Annotated in this window: 13 protein-coding genes; 6 read left to right on the forward strand and 7 right to left on the reverse strand. The window is 60.2% G+C overall.

Annotated features, from left to right (window positions below; translation table 11 throughout):
• Window positions 1-195: 195 nt before the first annotated feature.
• Window positions 196-2,667, forward strand: a complete 2,472-nt coding sequence (gene hrpB / locus ACQUWM_RS13050; protein WP_428922441.1) for an ATP-dependent helicase HrpB — start codon at window positions 196-198, stop codon at window positions 2,665-2,667.
• A gap of 67 nt (window positions 2,668-2,734) precedes the next feature.
• Here the strand turns inward: hrpB and ACQUWM_RS13055 are convergent, their stop codons facing one another.
• Window positions 2,735-3,103: a DUF6746 family protein gene (locus tag ACQUWM_RS13055; protein WP_428922442.1), complete on the reverse strand. Its 369-nt coding sequence runs from the start codon at window positions 3,101-3,103 to the stop codon at window positions 2,735-2,737.
• Between the two features lie 157 nt (window positions 3,104-3,260).
• On the opposite strand from ACQUWM_RS13055, the gene ACQUWM_RS13060 reads away from it, so the two are divergent.
• A complete protein-coding gene (locus ACQUWM_RS13060) occupies window positions 3,261-4,079 on the forward strand; it encodes an ATP-grasp domain-containing protein (RefSeq protein ID WP_428922443.1) in 819 nt (272 codons plus the stop codon).
• 6 nt (window positions 4,080-4,085) lie between these two features.
• On the opposite strand, the gene ACQUWM_RS13065 is transcribed toward ACQUWM_RS13060, so the two are convergent.
• Complete coding sequence (locus tag ACQUWM_RS13065) at window positions 4,086-4,298, reverse strand: putative motility protein (protein ID WP_428922444.1); 213 nt, start codon at window positions 4,296-4,298, stop codon at window positions 4,086-4,088.
• Window positions 4,299-4,573: 275 nt separating this feature from the next.
• Here ACQUWM_RS13065 and ACQUWM_RS13070 point away from each other — a divergent pair, with 275 nt between their 5' ends.
• The gene (locus tag ACQUWM_RS13070; RefSeq protein WP_428922445.1) at window positions 4,574-5,749 is read left to right on the forward strand and encodes a type III PLP-dependent enzyme; all 1,176 of its coding nucleotides are present in this window, start codon (window positions 4,574-4,576) and stop codon (window positions 5,747-5,749) included.
• 137 nt (window positions 5,750-5,886) lie between these two features.
• Here ACQUWM_RS13070 and ACQUWM_RS13075 read toward each other — a convergent pair whose 3' ends face one another.
• The 4 genes from ACQUWM_RS13075 to ACQUWM_RS13090 are packed head-to-tail and all read right to left on the reverse strand — an operon-like array spanning window position 5,887 to window position 10,383.
• A complete protein-coding gene (locus tag ACQUWM_RS13075; protein WP_428922446.1) occupies window positions 5,887-7,089 on the reverse strand; it encodes a CynX/NimT family MFS transporter in 1,203 nt (400 codons plus the stop codon).
• Between the two features lie 10 nt (window positions 7,090-7,099).
• Window positions 7,100-7,495, reverse strand: coding sequence for an ectoine synthase (locus ACQUWM_RS13080; RefSeq protein WP_428922447.1), 396 nt, complete (start codon window positions 7,493-7,495; stop codon window positions 7,100-7,102).
• A 50-nt stretch (window positions 7,496-7,545) separates the two neighbouring features.
• On the reverse strand, window positions 7,546-8,976 hold the full coding sequence (locus ACQUWM_RS13085; protein ID WP_428922448.1) for a GTPase/DUF3482 domain-containing protein: 1,431 nt from the start codon (window positions 8,974-8,976) through the stop codon (window positions 7,546-7,548).
• A gap of 3 nt (window positions 8,977-8,979) precedes the next feature.
• On the reverse strand, window positions 8,980-10,383 hold the full coding sequence (locus ACQUWM_RS13090; RefSeq protein WP_428922449.1) for a DUF2868 domain-containing protein: 1,404 nt from the start codon (window positions 10,381-10,383) through the stop codon (window positions 8,980-8,982).
• A gap of 83 nt (window positions 10,384-10,466) precedes the next feature.
• On the opposite strand from ACQUWM_RS13090, the gene ACQUWM_RS13095 reads away from it, so the two are divergent.
• Window positions 10,467-10,829 (forward strand): DUF6164 family protein, encoded by a 363-nt coding sequence (locus tag ACQUWM_RS13095; RefSeq protein WP_428922450.1) that lies wholly within the window; start codon window positions 10,467-10,469, stop codon window positions 10,827-10,829.
• Here the strand turns inward: ACQUWM_RS13095 and ACQUWM_RS13100 are convergent.
• Window positions 10,826-11,731, reverse strand: a complete 906-nt coding sequence (locus tag ACQUWM_RS13100; RefSeq protein WP_428922451.1) for an alpha/beta hydrolase fold domain-containing protein — start codon at window positions 11,729-11,731, stop codon at window positions 10,826-10,828. The genes ACQUWM_RS13095 and ACQUWM_RS13100 overlap by 4 nt on opposite strands.
• Window positions 11,732-12,047: 316 nt before the next feature.
• On the opposite strand from ACQUWM_RS13100, the gene ACQUWM_RS13105 reads away from it, so the two are divergent.
• Window positions 12,048-13,379, forward strand: a complete 1,332-nt coding sequence (locus tag ACQUWM_RS13105) for an outer membrane protein transport protein (RefSeq protein WP_407001727.1) — start codon at window positions 12,048-12,050, stop codon at window positions 13,377-13,379.
• 13 nt (window positions 13,380-13,392) lie between these two features.
• Window positions 13,393-16,515 (forward strand): Ig-like domain-containing protein, encoded by a 3,123-nt coding sequence (locus ACQUWM_RS13110; RefSeq protein WP_428922452.1) that lies wholly within the window; start codon window positions 13,393-13,395, stop codon window positions 16,513-16,515.
• Window positions 16,516-16,628: the final 113 nt, after the last annotated feature.

Here is a 16,628-nt window from a genome sequence, read left to right on the forward strand (position 1 = left end):
AGCCTCTTCCGGCCAAACCCAAGCCTAACCATGGTATGTTGAAAACGACAACTGGAGTTACAGCTGGGTATGGGGGTGATATCTATTTTTTGGCGGACAAAGGTGTCTGAGCGAAGCGAGTTCTTTTCCGCCAAAAAATAGATATCACCCCCGTGCCCTCCCCCAAACATCACAGTCCTGTACAAAGCAGAAAGCATGCTCCCCATAGACCAAATCCTCCCAGAACTAACCCGAACCCTGGCGAACTCCACCACCGCCCTGTTACAGGCCCCACCGGGCGCGGGCAAGACCACCCGTGTGCCCCTGGCATTACTGGAAGCACCCTGGCGGGAGGACCGCAGGATCCTGATGCTGGAACCCAGGCGGTTGGCGGCACGGTCAGCGGCACGGTTTATGGCTGGCCAGCTCGGGGAGAAGCCGGGGCAGACCGTCGGGTACCGGACGCGGCTGGATACCCGGGTGTCGGCGCAAACCCGCATTGAAGTGGTGACCGAAGGTATCCTGACCCGGCTGATCCAGAACGACCCGATGCTGGAGGACTATGCCGCCGTCCTGTTTGACGAATTCCATGAGCGGTCCCTGCAGGCGGATCTGGGGCTGGCGCTGGTGCGGGAATCCCAGCAGGCGTTGCGGGAGGACCTGCGGGTGCTGGTGATGTCGGCGACGCTGGATACCGCGCCCCTGGCCCGGGTACTGGGGGAGGTGCCGGTGATCACCAGCGAGGGGCGGGCGTTCGACGTTGATGTGCTGTATCGGCCATTGCCAAGGAACGCCCGGATTGCGGATCAGATCACCGGTGTGATCCATGAAGCTTTGCGGGATCAGGGTGGTTCGTTACTGGTGTTTCTGCCCGGTGCGGGTGAGATCCGGCGCGTGGAGCAGCAATTGCGGGGGCAGGTGCCGGAGCACGTAGTGATTGCACCGCTGTACGGCAATCTCAAGTCCGACGAGCAGGACCGCGCAATTGCGCCGGCTGCGGAGGGACAACGCAAAGTGGTGCTGGCCACCGCGATTGCCGAGACCAGCCTGACTATCGACGGCATTCGTGTGGTGATCGACAGCGGCCAGCAGCGCCGCGCCGTGTTTGATCCCAATAGCGGCATGACCCGGCTGGTGACCGGTCGGGTTTCCAAGGCCTCTGCCGAGCAACGCAAGGGCCGCGCCGGGCGTCTGGAGCCGGGAGTGTGTTATCGGCTGTGGAGTGAATCCGAGCAATTCGGCCTGGCGGATTTCACGCCGCCGGAAATACAGGAAGCGGATCTGGCGCCACTGGTACTGGAACTCGCCCAGTGGGGCGCACGCTCTCCGGGCCAGCTGGAGTGGATTGATCTGCCGCCGGCGGCACACTGGCAGCAGGCGGTGGCACTGCTGCAATGGCTGGACATGCTGGATGCAGACGGCGGGATCACCGAACATGGCAAGGCTGCCCGGGATATGGGGATTCATCCCCGGCTGGCCCACATGATTCTTCGCGGCTGCGATATTGGCCATGGCTACCTTGCGGCAGAGCTGGCGGCTTTGCTGGGAGAGCGGGATCTGGCCGGACGATCGGCGGGGGCGGATATGCAGGAGCGGGTCCGGATACTTCGGGGCCGTGGTCATGGTGTTGATGTGGCGAGGGTGAAAGCCATTGGCAAGTCGGTGTCGCGGTTGGCATCTGGTCTGGACCGCCCCGACGTTATGCCCACCGATGACGAGGTGGGGCGCCTGCTGGCGCTGGCCTACCCGGACCGGGTGGCCCGTAAACGGCGAGGCGATGCTCCGCGTTATCAGCTCAGCAATGGCCGCGGCGCCAGCCTCCGTGACGACGACCCGTTGGCCCGTTACCCGTGGTTGGCCACGGCCGAGCTGGATGGCAAAGCCAGGGAAGCCACGATCTACCTTGCCGCACCGGTTGATCCAGCGCTCCTGGAACAGGATCTGGCCACTCACATCCATGAACGGGACGAAGCGGTCTGGGACGACAGTCGCGGAACCGTGGTGGCCCGCCGTGTCAAAAAGCTGGGGCAACTGGTACTGGAAGAAACGGCCTTACCGGCCCCATCCCCGGAACTGGTGCAACAGGGTCTGCTGGCGGCTGTGCGTAAAAAGGGGCTCAGAAGCCTGCCCTGGACACCGACGGCGGAACAGTGGCTCGCCCGGGTTGCCATGCTGGCACGGTGTTTCCCTGGTGATTGGCCGGACGTCAGCGAAGGCTGGCTGCTGGAGAATCTGGAAACCTGGCTTGGCCCTTTCCTGGCGGGGATGAACCGCTGGCGTGATCTGGAAAAGCTCAACCTGAAGCAGGCCCTTGCCAGCCTTCTGAATTACCAGCAACAGCAGGTGCTGGAGGATCTGGCGCCAACGCGCCTCACTATTCCCACAGGCCAGTCGGTTTCACTGGACTACATGGCGGAAAACGGGCCAGTGCTGGCGGCCAAGCTCCAGGCCCTGTTCGGCTGGACCGAAACCCCGAAAGTGGCCGGTGGCCGGGTGCCTGTGGTTATCCACCTGCTCTCCCCGGCGCAACGCCCGCTGGCCGTCACCGCGGATCTGGCCAGCTTCTGGCAAAACGCCTATCCGGAGGTTCGCAAGGACATGCGCGGACGCTACCCCAAACACCCATGGCCGGAAGACCCGCTCGCTGCTGAGGCGAGTCAGGGAACGAAAAAACGCCCTGCTCGCTGATTCTGCCCGTAACCAGAGACTCCGGAGCTACATGCTTCGACAGCGCAAGTGTCGGTTGTCCGCAAGGTTACTCAATCACCGTGCGGCTGGTTTCCAGATAGGCTTCACCATTGCTGGCAACGCCTTCGGTATCAGCGCGTTCCGAGGCAAGATGGATTTCTTCCAGGGTGACCGCCAGCCCGTCAAATTCCTCATTGATTTTGCCAAGGGCATTTTCCAGCGTGTAGGTAAGCTGGTGAACTTCGTTCATGGCTTCCGGGGTCAGTTCGCCCTTGAGGATCGTTTCCAGCTTTTTGTTGTACTCCGAAAAGTTGGCCACCGCTGCTTCGAGCGTGGCCGATTGCTTGCCTTCGAAGTGTTCAACCTCGTCAGCAAACGAGACCACTGGAAAAGTCAGGGCAGCACAGGTGAGCAGCGCCAGGGTTTGTTTTTTCATATCACTTTCTCCTTGTCGATATCGCTAATGATAATTGTTCGCGTTAAAGATTAAGGTAAGTTTTAGTGGGTGGCAATGATTTCTGTCAGTTTTGGCTTGGTGGCGGGCAAGAAACGCTGTATAAAATGCGACCAACTCAACCATGCACCCAACCCACATGAAACTGGTTTCCTTCGATATATTCCGCACCCTGGGTTTCCCGGACACCAAAACCCTCAAGCCCGAACAGCTCCTGGCTCACAAGGAACTGCTCAGAGACGCAGACTGGGTTCTGTTCCCCGAATACTGGCAGTTGAATGCGCTGGTTCATGGCTTGAAATGCCGGGTATTTCCCAGTGTTGCCAGTTACCGCATCGGCCACGACAAGGTAGAGATGACTCGTGCCTTCCAGGTGGTGGCTCCAGAGCACACGCCATGGACACTGATTGAGGCCAACGGCCCCGAGGAACAGCAGACGGTTTGGGATGCCATGGCATTGCCCTTTGTTGCCAAGTTACCGAAGGCCAGTATGGGGGAAGGCGTGTGGTTGATTGAGAGTCGGGCGGACTGGCAGCGCTATTGCGAGCGGACCCCTGTGTTGTACGCCCAGGAATATCTGCCGATCGACAGGGATGTGCGGGTGGTCATTGTCGGGGACAGGGTGGTGTCTGCTTACTGGCGAACCCAGGCGGATCAAGGTTTTTACAATAATGTGTCACGGGGCGGGCGTATTGATAACGGCCCGGTTCCATCCGTGGCGACTGATCTGGCCCTTCGGCTGGCGAGGGAACTGGATGTGGACCATGCTGGTTTCGATATTGCGCTTGTGGAGGGATATCCCTACGTACTTGAGTTCAACCGGCTATTTGGAAATCAGGGGCTGGGCCAGGGCTCCGATCTGAAAGCCGCGATTCTGGACTACCTGCGGCGCCATGCAGAACCCGAAGACCCGGACGGGCCCACCGGGCCGGCACCGTTGTGGCCGATAGCGGTGTAGTCTCCGTCAGGCCCTCACGTCAATGGTGGCGCCGACCTGTTCAGAGGGATTGGCGCCGGTGGTCGCTACTGCGGTCTCAGTCACACTCTCCAGCAACTGCATGGCGTTCTGTTGGGCCATGTCCCGGGACTGCTTCATAACCGCAATCTGGGCCTGTTCCTGGACGTTTTGCTGGCTCATCTGGGTGCTGCTGGCGACCATGGATGCAATGTCGGACATACAGACTCTGCGAATGTGGTGAATTTCTGACCACCGTATCACATCAGATTGGGCTTTCCAGCGGCTGTTAGCAGAACGTTACATAACTCTCCGCCAGTGCAACCAAACGGAACTGGCCGTGCCAGGGTGAGCTGTGAAGTGGCTTGCAAGTATGGGTAGATATGCTCATATCCGGACCCGGGGAAAAGCCCGATGATCGCGCTATTAACGGGTGCTGCAGCGTTGCTGTGGTGCTTTTTTTATGCCTGTTTGCCCGCTGGAGGGAAACACCATCCATGACCGAGTCTGCCAACGCTCATCTCGCCGATTACTACGATGCCGAGACTTTTGCCCGTATCAAGGCCTTTGCCGATACCAGGGAGACCCCCTTTGTAGTGATCGACACCGCCACCGTTGACCGTCAGTACGACGAGTTGGTGGAAGGTTTCCCTTACGCCAGGGTCTACTACGCGGTGAAGGCCAACCCTGCCCCGCAGATTCTGACCATGCTGCGTGACAAAGGCGCGTGTTTCGACATCGCCTCGGTGTATGAGCTGGACAAGGTGATGGCACTGGGTGTGACCGGTGACCGCATCAGCTACGGCAACACCATCAAGAAGGCGAAGGACATTCGCACCTTCTACGAGAAAGGTGTGCGGCTGTTTGCTACCGACTCCGAAGCCGACCTGCGCAACATTGCCAAGGCCGCCCCGGGCTCGAAGATATATGTGCGTATCCTCACCGAGGGCACGCTGACGGCGGATTGGCCCCTGTCCCGCAAGTTTGGCTGCCAGACCGACATGGCCATCGATCTGCTGATTCTGGCCCGCGATCTGGGACTGGTGCCCTATGGTGTGTCTTTCCACGTGGGTTCCCAACAGCGTGAAATCGGCGCCTGGGACGCCGCCCTGGGTAAGGTAAAGGTCATCTTTGAACGCCTGAAGGAAGAAGACGGCATCGAACTGAAGATGATCAACATGGGCGGTGGTTTCCCGGCCAACTACATTACTCGCACGAACGAGCTGAAAGTATACGCGGAAGAAATCGCCCGTTTTCTCCATGAAGACTTTGGTGACAATCTGCCGGAAATTATTATCGAGCCTGGCCGTTCGTTGATTTCCAACGCCGGAGTGCTGGTGAGTGAAGTCGTGCTGATTTCCCGTAAATCACGTACCGCCCTGCACCGCTGGGTGTTCACGGATGTGGGCAAGTTTTCGGGCCTGATCGAGACGCTCGACGAGTCCATCAAGTTCCCGATCTGGACAGAAAAAACCGGTGAAGGCGAAGACTGCGTGATCGCCGGCCCCACCTGCGACAGCGCGGATATCATGTATGAGCATCACAAGTATCCGTTGCCACTGAATCTGGCGATTGGCGACCGGATGTATTGGTTGTCTACGGGTGCCTACACAACGACCTACAGCGCTGTGGAGTTCAATGGTTTCCCTCCGTTGAAGGACTATTACATCTAACCGGGAGTCTGGCCGTGGGGGGGGGTGTCTTTCCTCTGGGAAAAGTAACTCGCTTCGCTCAGACATCTTTTTCCCGGCGGAAAGACACCCCGCCCCACGGCCTTTCGGCCATTGGTGATGGCGTTCTTTTGTAAGGATCAGCTTTCGGGCTGGTCCTTTTTTCGTGTCAGGTCCAGGGTGAACGCCAGGGGGAGGACCAGCGTGCTGTAAGCGACGATGGTGAGGATGGCGTGTCGGGCATCGCCGGTCCAGTCGGCCAGCAGGCCTCCCAGCATCGGGACGGAGAATGCCATAGTGTAGCCGACGAGGAAGGTGCCGGCGGACAGACGGCCGGTTTCCTGTGACGAGGTGACCAGCGGTGGCACGGCGACCAGCAGGATTAGCAGGATGCCGGCGGTGAAGCTCATAAGGGTGGCGCTGGCGATGGACCACCAGCCGGTGAAGGTAATGGCGCCCAGGGTGCCTATGATGCTCAGGGAGGCAGTAACGATGATCGCGGAGCGGCGGCCTACCCAGGCTCTGGCCATTTTGAGCATGACCAGCGAGGCGAAGACCTGGGCGATGTTGTACCAGAACAGGGCGTCGGCGAGTTTGTTGAACTGGCCTTGCTGTTCCAATAGGTTGCCCATGTAGGCGTTGAGGCCGAAGAACATGGAGCCGGAAAGGCCGAGGAGCAGGCCGATTTTCAGAGTGAGCGGGTTGTTCCAGTCCGGTAGCCAGGAGACTTTGCCTACCGGTTTTGCCCGGTCTCTTTTGGGCAAATACAGGGCGGCAGCAACCAGTAAGGCCGGTAGCGACCAGGCCAGCATGGTCGCACGCCAGCTGTTGTCCATCAGGGGCATGAGCACCGGCAGGGTGATGCCCGCACCTATGAATTCCCCCATCAACATGCCGTTCATATAGATGGCGGAGCCCAGGGCCAGGTGGTGAGGTTCCAGCCAGCGCGGCAGCAAGGCTGGCAGGGCCGGTTGCATCATGGCGACGCCGAGGCCCATGACGGCGCTGGCGAGCATCAGGGTAAAGGTGTCCGGCACCAGTCCGCGCCCGGCGGAACCGATAACCATGATAACCATGGCCAGCGCCAGGGTATGGCGTGGACCGATACGGGCGATGGCCAGGGAGCCGGGCATGGAGCCGATGGCCAGCATCAGGATAGGCAGGGTGGTCAGTGCCCCTGTCAGCGCCTGGGACAGGGCCAGCTCGTCGCCAATGAAGGGCGCCAGCGGCGGTGCCACGAGTATCGGTACGCGCAGGTATACACCGGCGAGCCAAAGCAACACCGCCACCGGAAGCAGCTTTGCCTGCGGTGGCGGTGTGATTGCGGCTTGGGGATCAGCCACGGAAGGCGACTTAGTTTTCGCCGGTATCCGGCAGGTAGGCGCCGTCCTCGTCGTGCACTTCGCGACCGGTGACCGGCGGGTTGAAGGCGCAGATCAGGCGCATGTCTTCGGTGCCGCCACGGAGCGTATGCTGGTCGTGCTTGTCGAGTGCGTACAGCGTTCCGTCGGAGATGTCGTGGGTTTCACCGGTAGCCTTGTCCAGGATGGTGCCGTTACCGGCAACACAATAGACGGCTTCCAGGTGGTGCTTGTACCAGAGGTTGAGCTCAGCGCCGGCGGGGATGATGGTCTCGTGGAAGGAGAAGCCCATGCCGTCCTTCTTCAGCAGCATGCGACGGCTGGTCCAGCCCGGCCCGCTGACTTCGCGCTCGGTACCGATGATGTCTTGCACTCGTACGATTTTCATTCGCATTCCTCATTCTGTGATGGAATAGCTCTACAGTATAAACATCCCTGTCAGGTCCGGTTCAACCGCCAATCGTCGTAAACGGTCATCGCCTGTTCAACGGCGGCGGCAAAGGTAACCCGCAGGCGTTCGTCGGGCGTTCTGTGTTTACGAAACCGGTCGAAGGCTCTCTGGATGTCCTGTCGGCTTTTCCGATCCAGGTTTTCCAGCCAGTGGCTATCGGCTGGTGCAAGGTCCAGCTGATCGCGCCCGGCATGGTTGCGGTGGCTGATATGCCACCAGTGATCCACAGCACGCCCTAATACAACATAGCCGAACTGGCTGTCCTGTACAGGGCCGAAGGTGGCGGTTTTCAGACCATCCCTCAGGGTGCCGATGTTGAGCGCGGGCAGGGCCAGCCGGTCGCCGTAGAAATAACTGCCGGCCGCGCCGAGAATACCCCCTACCAGGGCGACGGTACCCAGTGACGATCCGAAGGTGAGCGCGTCGATGCCAGCACCGCCAACGGCGCCCGCGCCGAAGCCTGCGGTGGCCAGGTAGCGCCGGCTGACGGACCAGGCACGGCGGCTGTCTTCACTGAACAGGTCGTGATCGCTGTGCCATTCCAGCTCTGCTTCCTGGCGCTGAATCCGCTTGTGCTGGTACAGGTGTTCAATGGACACCCGCAGAGTCTGTTCCCGCCGACGCTGGTGATGGTACCAACTGCGCCTGAGGGTATCCGCCAGGGTCTGCTCGCTGGTTTCCGTGGCCTGATTTGTGGTCAGAGTGCGTTTTTCCTGGTGCGACATTATGTCTTCCAGGGCCTTGGCAATCAGCCTGGCGGCCTGGGTTTTACGCTGGCTGCGCTGATCCGCGAGAAAACCGGTGGCCTGTTCCAGGGGCGCCTCCCAGGCCGGTTCCAATTGACCAAAGGCTCTCAAAAGGCTGAGATGCTGGTCGAATGGTGCGCGAACGGCGTCGAACTTGCGGACAACCTGAAAGAACTGGCCCAGCGCCGCCTGCCAGGTATTGCTGTAATCGTCGGGGCCAATGCTGTTAATCAATGCCAGGCTGGGCCGGCCGGTCCAGCGCAGGATGCTCATTTCCGCTTCGTGCTCCGCGCTGTATGGCACCGAACCGTCGACCACGTAGATAATACCGGCACCTTCCACCAGGGGTGTCAGTAGCTCGCACTCGTCGGTGAAGCGGGCGTCGTCGCGGTGTTGAGTCACGAAAGCAGCCACTGTTTCGGCCCGATCCGAGGCCGATACGCTGTGGGCATCCAGCCATTCCAGCACCCGTCGTGGGCGCTGGAACCCCGGGGTGTCCACCAGTGTGTAGAGCGTCCTGCCATCCACGGTTAACGGATAGGCCTGACGCTGACGGGTGGTGCCTGGCTCCAGGGCAATGGCGATGGCGTCGTTCTGGGACAGTGTCGCCACCACGCTGGATTTGCCTTTGTTGGGGTGGCCGACCACCGCAAAAACCGGGGCATTGTCCATGGCTTACAGCTCCCCCTGTTGGTACGGGTTCTGGAGTAGCGACGGCGGAAGGCTGACGCCGGCAAAGTCGGTTCCCAGCCGTTCGGTAAATCGCAGCCACTGCTGTAACTGGTGCGCGGGCGGTTTTTCCAGCCCGGAGGCGGTCAACGGAACCAGCGCCACGTGGCTGGCAGAGGGCCATTGCTCGCGGGCCTGTTGGAGAAAATCCTGCAGCTCACCGGTGGGTGGCTCCCAGCTGCGGGTAACCACAATGACAGCGGGCCGGGTGATGTTCGCAAGGTGATTGGCGGCTTGGTCCAGGGTGTTCGTGTCGTCCTGAAGCGAAGCCCGGCCGCCGGCACGAAGCACCAGGGTATCGGGTCCATTCAGGGCATCCGGAAGCTCTGGTTCTCCGGCGCCAGCCCAGCAGATAACGGTGTCGCTTTCCGGTAGTGGTTTCAGTTGACTGTTCGTCGAGGTGTCCGGTTGGTGCTCGGCGTCGTTATGGGCGTTGCCGGTTTCCAGTGCCGGCGTTTCCATCCGATACTGTAATGCGGTCAGCCCCGGGTGACGGTCAAGCAGCCGGCGGGCCCTTAATCGCAGGTGGCCATCGGCAACGATGGCCAGTATCAGTCGCGGCAGCAGGACATAGCCTATCCACACCATGACGACGAATGGCCACCAGTCGCCCAGTCGGGCCGGATGAGTGGTGATACTGCCGGTTTGGGCACGGAAGAAACGGGTAGTCTCCACCAGGTTGGCGTCGGGCACCGCGACGGGCCAGAGCCACTGCCAGGGAGCGGCAATGGCCTGTACAAGGCCGAGGAAGCTGTGGCTGTCCGTGTTGAGCGTGGTGCTCCAGCCAAACGCCAGATCCTGAACCACCACCATCACCAGCAACGTCAGCAAGCCACTGATGCCGAACGCCACGGCGCCAGTATGGGCCGCCCTTGCCATCAGCTGTGGCTGGAGCCTGCGCAGGGCCGTGGTTGGTTCCCCGGAGGAAAGCCGGGCTATCAGCGGGCGCCAGGGTTGCCATCCGGCAAAGGCCTGGAGCGTGGTAAAGGCGGCCAACAGGCACTGGAGAAAAACGAAGGCGAGAATAACGGTGACATTGATCCGCTGGCCGCCTTCGTAAAACAGCAATCCAAGCATGGTGATCACGCCCAGGAAGGCGCCCGCAAGGAGAAACCCCGCCATAATACGTCGCCAGATTCCGAGAGCCGCATCTGCGCCGGGCCCGCCTCCCGGCCCACTCAAGCGCTCAACATGAGCCAGCCAGTCCCTCGGTGACGGGGTAACACCGCGCTGCTGGCAATTCAGGGCATATTTCCGGTCGCGCCGGTGCAGAAACGCCGGCGCCTGCTCCTGATCGCGGCGTACCCTGTCGTCAAATTCCAGCAACAGGCGGATGGCGGTGTCGGTCATTCAACGTCCTGGCGGCAAGTTCGGTAGGTCATCCTCATGAATGCTAGGATATAGGGATTCCGGCCATTGATACCAGACCAACCATGCCCCACCATCTGATGAATCTCCGCCACGTACCCGATGACGAGGCGGATGAAATCCGCGAACTGTTCGAATCCCACGAGGTTCGCTACTACGAAACGCCGCCCAGTCGCTGGGGGATCAGCATGGGGGGCTTCTGGGTGCACGACGATGAGGAGGCCGCCCGGGCCCGGGCATTGCTGGATGACTACCAAAGTCAGCGCCGCACGCGACAGCGGTCGGAATACGAGGATGACCTTGCGGCGGGTCGTGTCGGTGGATTCTGGTTCCGGTTGCGGCAAAAACCCGTGACTACGCTGGCCGCCTGCCTTGCCATCATTGTTATTGCCGCCCTGAGTCTGCTGCCCTTCGTCAGAATTGGTTAGGAACCACCGGCTGATGACGGATTGTGCCGGCGCAGAAAATCTGCTGCCCTCTCGACCGCCCGTCCTGCGGTCAGGAAACTGGTCAGGTGGCCGCGAAGGTGCATCCGGTAGAGTTCATTGTCCACGTTGTTCTCATTCAGAGCCTCATGCAGCCGCTCTGCCTGGCTAAAAGGCACCAACATATCCATGCCACCATGGAACAGGAAGAACGGCGGAGCGGATGGGGTGACATGGGTCACCGGTGATGCCTGCTGGTAGATGTCGGGTATATCCTGCTGCTCTCCTCCCAGGAACTGTCGAATCAGTTTGCCGGAATCAAATGCCTGCAGGTCCGCCGGGATTCCGCCGGCAACGACGGCGCTGGGACGGCTTGTGTCTCCGCCATACGGGGCATTCAATGGGCTGTCAGAACTGGCCACCAGGGCCATCAGTGATACCAGGTGAGCACCGGAAGAGAAACCGAAGGCGCTGATTGCGGAGCGCGCCAGTCCGTATTCGCTACTGTGGTCGTGAAGCCAGCGCATTGCCACCTGCACATCGTGGAGCTGCGCGGGAAACGTGTACTCCGGCGCAAATCGGTAATCGATATTCATCACCGCGAATCCCCGGCTGGCGAGGTCTTTGGCAATCCACTCCATATCCTTGCGGGAACGCCTTTCCCATCCGCCGCCGTGAACCAGTAGTACCGCAGGAGATTTGCCACTGGTTTCGGGTAGGTAGAGATCGGTGTAGAGGGCCTGCGGCCAATCCGCAGGGGTATAGGCAATATCCGTGAGCACCCGAAAGTCGGTATGGGAATGGTCCGGTGTGGTTTCAGGCGCCCCGGAGTGAGTGGCACAGCCCCACAGGCTTGTCAGCATCAGCAGGGTAGTGGCTACCTGGTAGCGGAATGGGTTGGGCATTTTGAGCTCCCGAAGGGACAGTGCACTAGGTCATGAGGTGTTTACGGGCGGGTGGTGGTATCGGATGCATTTCAGGTCTGTGATTTTTCTCACATTTTGCTGAAGCCGCTGGCGACATGTCGGAAACGGAATTTCTGAAAATCTAAATAAAACAGCAAGTTGTCATATGTCGCATTTGTGATGACCCGGTAGCCAGGATATCCGGGGCTACCCTGCCAATCTGAACCCGAAAAGGAGAGTTTAGGGTTCCTCCCCACGAATGACTCGGGCCTATCGCTCGGACCACCAATTCCCGCGTGTCTAAAGGAACTTAGCCATGTCGTACCTGCTCCACAGATCCGTGCTTTTGTCCCGCCTTGTTATCGCCACAAGCCTGGCCGGTCTGTCCCCCCTGGCGAATGCGAGTATGGGCAATATTGGATCAACCTATGGCGTGTTGCCGACGGACATTGCCTCGGCACAGGCGTTGTCGATGTTTAACACCCAGGTGTCGGCCAATTTCTACAATCCCGCTTACCTGGCATCAGATCCACGTGGTGAGCTGACCACAGGCCTGTTGCATGCCCAGCCGGATCTTCAGGCCACGGGTAGTAACGGCACCTTCAGCTTTGAAAAGGAAAGTCAGCATGTACTGATCGGCATGAAAACCGATCTCACCTCCATGCTTCGAGATGGCCCCCCGATCTACCTCGGGTTTATTGCCGGTGTGGAAAAGTACGGCAAAGAAATGTTGGCCTTTGGATCGCAGACATCCAGCGAGGGGCAGTTCCTGGAGTATGGCCGAGAGCCATTGTTTCTGAACATCGGCGCTGCCTCGAATGTCTGGCGCGGGATCAGTGTTGGCGCCTCGGCGCGGGTAACGCTCCATGCCGCCGCGGATCTGCGAGCTGTCAGTGACCTGGCGGGGAATACCGAGCAGGAAAAGCTGTCGGTCGACGCCGAACCCTCTTTTCGCCTGATCTATTCCACCAGTGTTGACCTGGGGCGCACCGTCTGTCCGGAGAGTCAGTGCCTGCTCAGTGGCTGGGAGGTGGCCGCGGTCTATCGCACCAGTTCAGACACCAATACCACGGTGGATTCGAGTGTGGTCATTCCCGGGTTGATACCGGCGTCCGCTCCTCTGGAGTTCACCATCCGGACCTATGATTCCTACCAGCCCGAAACCCTGGCGCTGGGGCTGCAATACAAAGGCGACGGCTGGCGGATTGGCGGCAGCCTGGAGCAACAGAACTGGTCTGGCCTGAGTGACAAGTTTGAAGGGGATCAGATCAAGGATCAGGCCGAGGTGCACTTTGACGACATTATTGTCCCCCGTATTGGCGGCGAGTATCAGTTCCATCCCAATTTTGCGTTGACCACCGGGCTGGCCTACCAGGAATCACCCCTCGGGGATGGCCTGACACCGGATGTGAACTATTACGACAGTGACCGATACATCGTTGGTCTGGGTCTGTCTGCGCAGTACGAGCAAACGCGTGTGCTGGCTTATCCGGTCAGGCTGGATATCGGGTACCAGTACCACCGGCTGGAGGAGCGGGATTTCGAGTTAAGCAACACCGGTTCCGGTAACGAAACGGTGACCAACGGGCAGGTCACCGCCGACGGGGATGTCCATGTCATCGCCGGTTCCGTCACGCTTAAATTCTGAACAGGAGAATGCCATGAACCTGTGGAAAGTCGGCGCACTGACGCTGGTTCCGGCCTTGTTGGCAGCATGCGGGGGAGAAGACTCCAGCATGCAGACACCAGGCCCCGCGCCCTCATTGATTTACAGCTACCCCGCAGATGGTCAGCGGAATGTCTCGCCCCGCGCCGATCTGGTCTTGAGGTTCTCACAGCCAGTGGATCAGCCTGAACTGGCGCTGAAGGCGGGGGATGAACGGATCGACCATGAGCTGACACCGGTGGATGGTGGCCAGAGCTGGGTGATTCACCCTGTTGCCGCCCTGAAGCCTGCCGCCACCTACAGCGTTAGCCTGCAGCGACCGGTCACGGCCGGTGATGTTGTCATTGAGCAACTGGGCAGCGAGAGCAGCCTGGAGTTCCAGACCCGTGGCAGCTTCACTGGTATTCCCTCACTCTCCGGCACGGCGGCCGAATTCCGGGTCGAGGGGAGGATTCCTGACGGAGAACGCTATCCGCTGGTGGATTTTTCCACTCTCCGACTGACCTTCAGTCAGCCGGTTCACCCGGCAGGGGTAGTCTACGGTGAGTCAGTCAGGCTGGAGGACAGTGCCGGCAATCTGGTTCCGGCGCGGGTGTTGTCCGGGGAGCGGCGCCTTGTGATCGATCCGGTTGCCGGTAAGGACGCATCGGAATCTGCTCTGAACCCCGGGGAAACCTATCGGCTCGTTGTCCGGGATTTGCCCAATGCCTATGGCGATCAGCTGGCAAACTATGAAACCACCCTGACCCCGCAGGACTCGGGCCCGGGTGAAATCCTGTACCAGGCGGCGGTTGCCAACTCGGATGCCGAGGACCTGCGTTCGGTACTGAACGGGGAGCCGATTAACGGCATTGCCCTGAGTTCGGTGTTGCTGGGGAATACGCCCACCTCCTACCAAACGGGCGAAATGTGGGCAGAGCTTGCCTATGCGCCGGATTACCCCGAAATGACGCCGTTGCAAATCCCCGCCGGGACGTTGCTGAGCAGCACCTCCCTGGATGTGAACGTCGGCGGTGTGGTGCCGTTGATGACCAACAGCGGGGTCCAGAAAACGGGGGCCATCCGGGTCACCACGATTACCGACGCGGTGGGTTACCTGTACCGGAACCCGTATTCCGATGCGGATGACGTCCCTCGCCATATTCGTCTGTTCATGGATGTCGCCATGAGCACCGAGGAAGCGCAACCGAATGCTGCTCTGTCCCAGAATATTCTGGGTCTGGAGCTGGTGGGAACCGCGATCATCAAGAACGGGACTCTCGAAATCGACGCCCTGAGCATGGTCGAACCGCGGTTACTGGGCCTTGAGCATGCGGTGGCCTCACTGGCATTCCGGATTGAGGCCGAAACCCTGGACCGAGCCCAACAGAATGCGCCGGACCCATTCGTGGATACCCGGGGCCCCGAGCTGTTGAGCTGGATGCCCGATGAGGCGGGCACTGGCCTGCACAATGCCCATCGGCCAGGGGATCCGATTACCCTGTTTTTCGATGAACCGATATCGCGCGAATCCCTCGCTGACGGGCTGCGGGTACTCGCCGATGGGAATCCCTTGGAGGCGCTGGACCTGTCCGTGGATGGAACCAGTGTGTCGGTGATGCCGGCCGACGGGCTTGTTCACGGCACGCATTATCAGATCCGGCTGACATCGGACCTCACCGACCTGGCCGGTAATGGCGCTGTGCCCGAGGAACTGTCGTTTGAGCTCCCGGTCCAGGCGGACCCGTCTGCGTCATCGCCGCTGGCGGTGGCGGTTTATCCCGGATTTCCCTGTGTCACCAAGGGGCTGGATCTGTTGAACGATCAACATGGGCGTTGCGTTGGCGCCATCGATGGCAACGGCGTTGACTACAACCTGGATGACGAGAGTATGCCGGTGGTTTCGTTGCCCGCCAACCGGCCCATCGCGGTGACTTTTTCCCAGTCCATGGATCCTGCGTCCATCCGCCTGAATGAAACCTTCACAGTGGAAAAGGTGACCGAACTGGGTGATGGCACCGGTGATAACGTCGAGGTTGCCCAGGAACCGGTGGCAGGCCGGCTTGAGATGACCGCGCGGAAACTCTGGTTTTATCCGGAGCAGCCGTGGGAACAAGGGGCCCGGTACCGATACACGCTGTCTTCGGAGGCCTCTGAATCCCCGGACTGCAACACCGCCATCTGTTCTGTCGGAGGTCAGGCTCTGGAGACCGATGCCCTCGCCGGTTTGAGTCAACCGGGCGGCCCGGATATGACCATTTACTTCCGCGGTGGCGCGACGTCCGATACGGTGCTCCTGCCCCTGAGAAATCTCCCGGTGCGGGATGTGAACGCCGATGGGGCGATTCAGTGTGGCATCGTGGATGAGACCGACAGTGATGGTGTTGTTATCCGCAAGGTCTATGAGCGTGACTGCACAGAGTCACCCGATGTGACGCTGGATGATGCCGGCCAGCCACTCACACCGCCCCAGGCTACCCGGGTCGTCAGCCGGAACCGCGAAGAGGCCCGTGTGGGCTGTAACCGCGACCGTAAGGATATCTACTCGCCCTGGATTGAAACAGAGTGCCCGGAGCTTCAGTTCATCTACATGACCGGTGCCTTGAACACCGAGGTTGTGGGGCCGGTGGACCCCGATGATCCTGCGGCGGGTGTCCGGGTTCTGCTTCATCCCACCCTGCTGACCACCACCTCCCTGACGGTGAATGCCAAAGTGGGCACAGATCTGACATGGGCGGAGACGCCGACCGGTCCGCAGATTATCCGTATGCGTTATGCCGAGGATGAAGAGGGCAATCGCACACGTCTGATCCCCGGAGTGATCCGCACGGGTGATGATGGTTTTCCGGTGTTTGAGACCGATGTGAAGATCTACCTGGACGCGCCGGATCTGGCGACCCCACTGGATCTGCCCCACAACCTGCACAGTGTGCCCCTGGATCTGGACCTGGCCGGTGAAGTGCGCTTTCTGGATGATGGTCGCCAGGTGATCGAGCAATATAATCAGGTGGCGCAAACCCTGGCGGTGGATGTGGGCGGCATCGTGGCGTTCGATCTGGAGATACCGGCCAATGGCCTGCGCTTGAGCTACCTGTCATCCCCGGTCAAACCCATGATTGGGGTCAATTCAGCGCGCTGAGCCGTCAGCGACTCTGCCCTTTCGGGGCGGAGTCGCTGCTTACTGCCCTCGCGGAAGCGGTGATTGTTCGAGCTTTCGGACAGTGTCTGGTTATCCGGACATTCGCATTAACT

The sequence above is a fragment of the Marinobacter sp. DUT-3 genome (assembly GCF_050379435.1).
Classification (GTDB): domain Bacteria; phylum Pseudomonadota; class Gammaproteobacteria; order Pseudomonadales; family Oleiphilaceae; genus Marinobacter.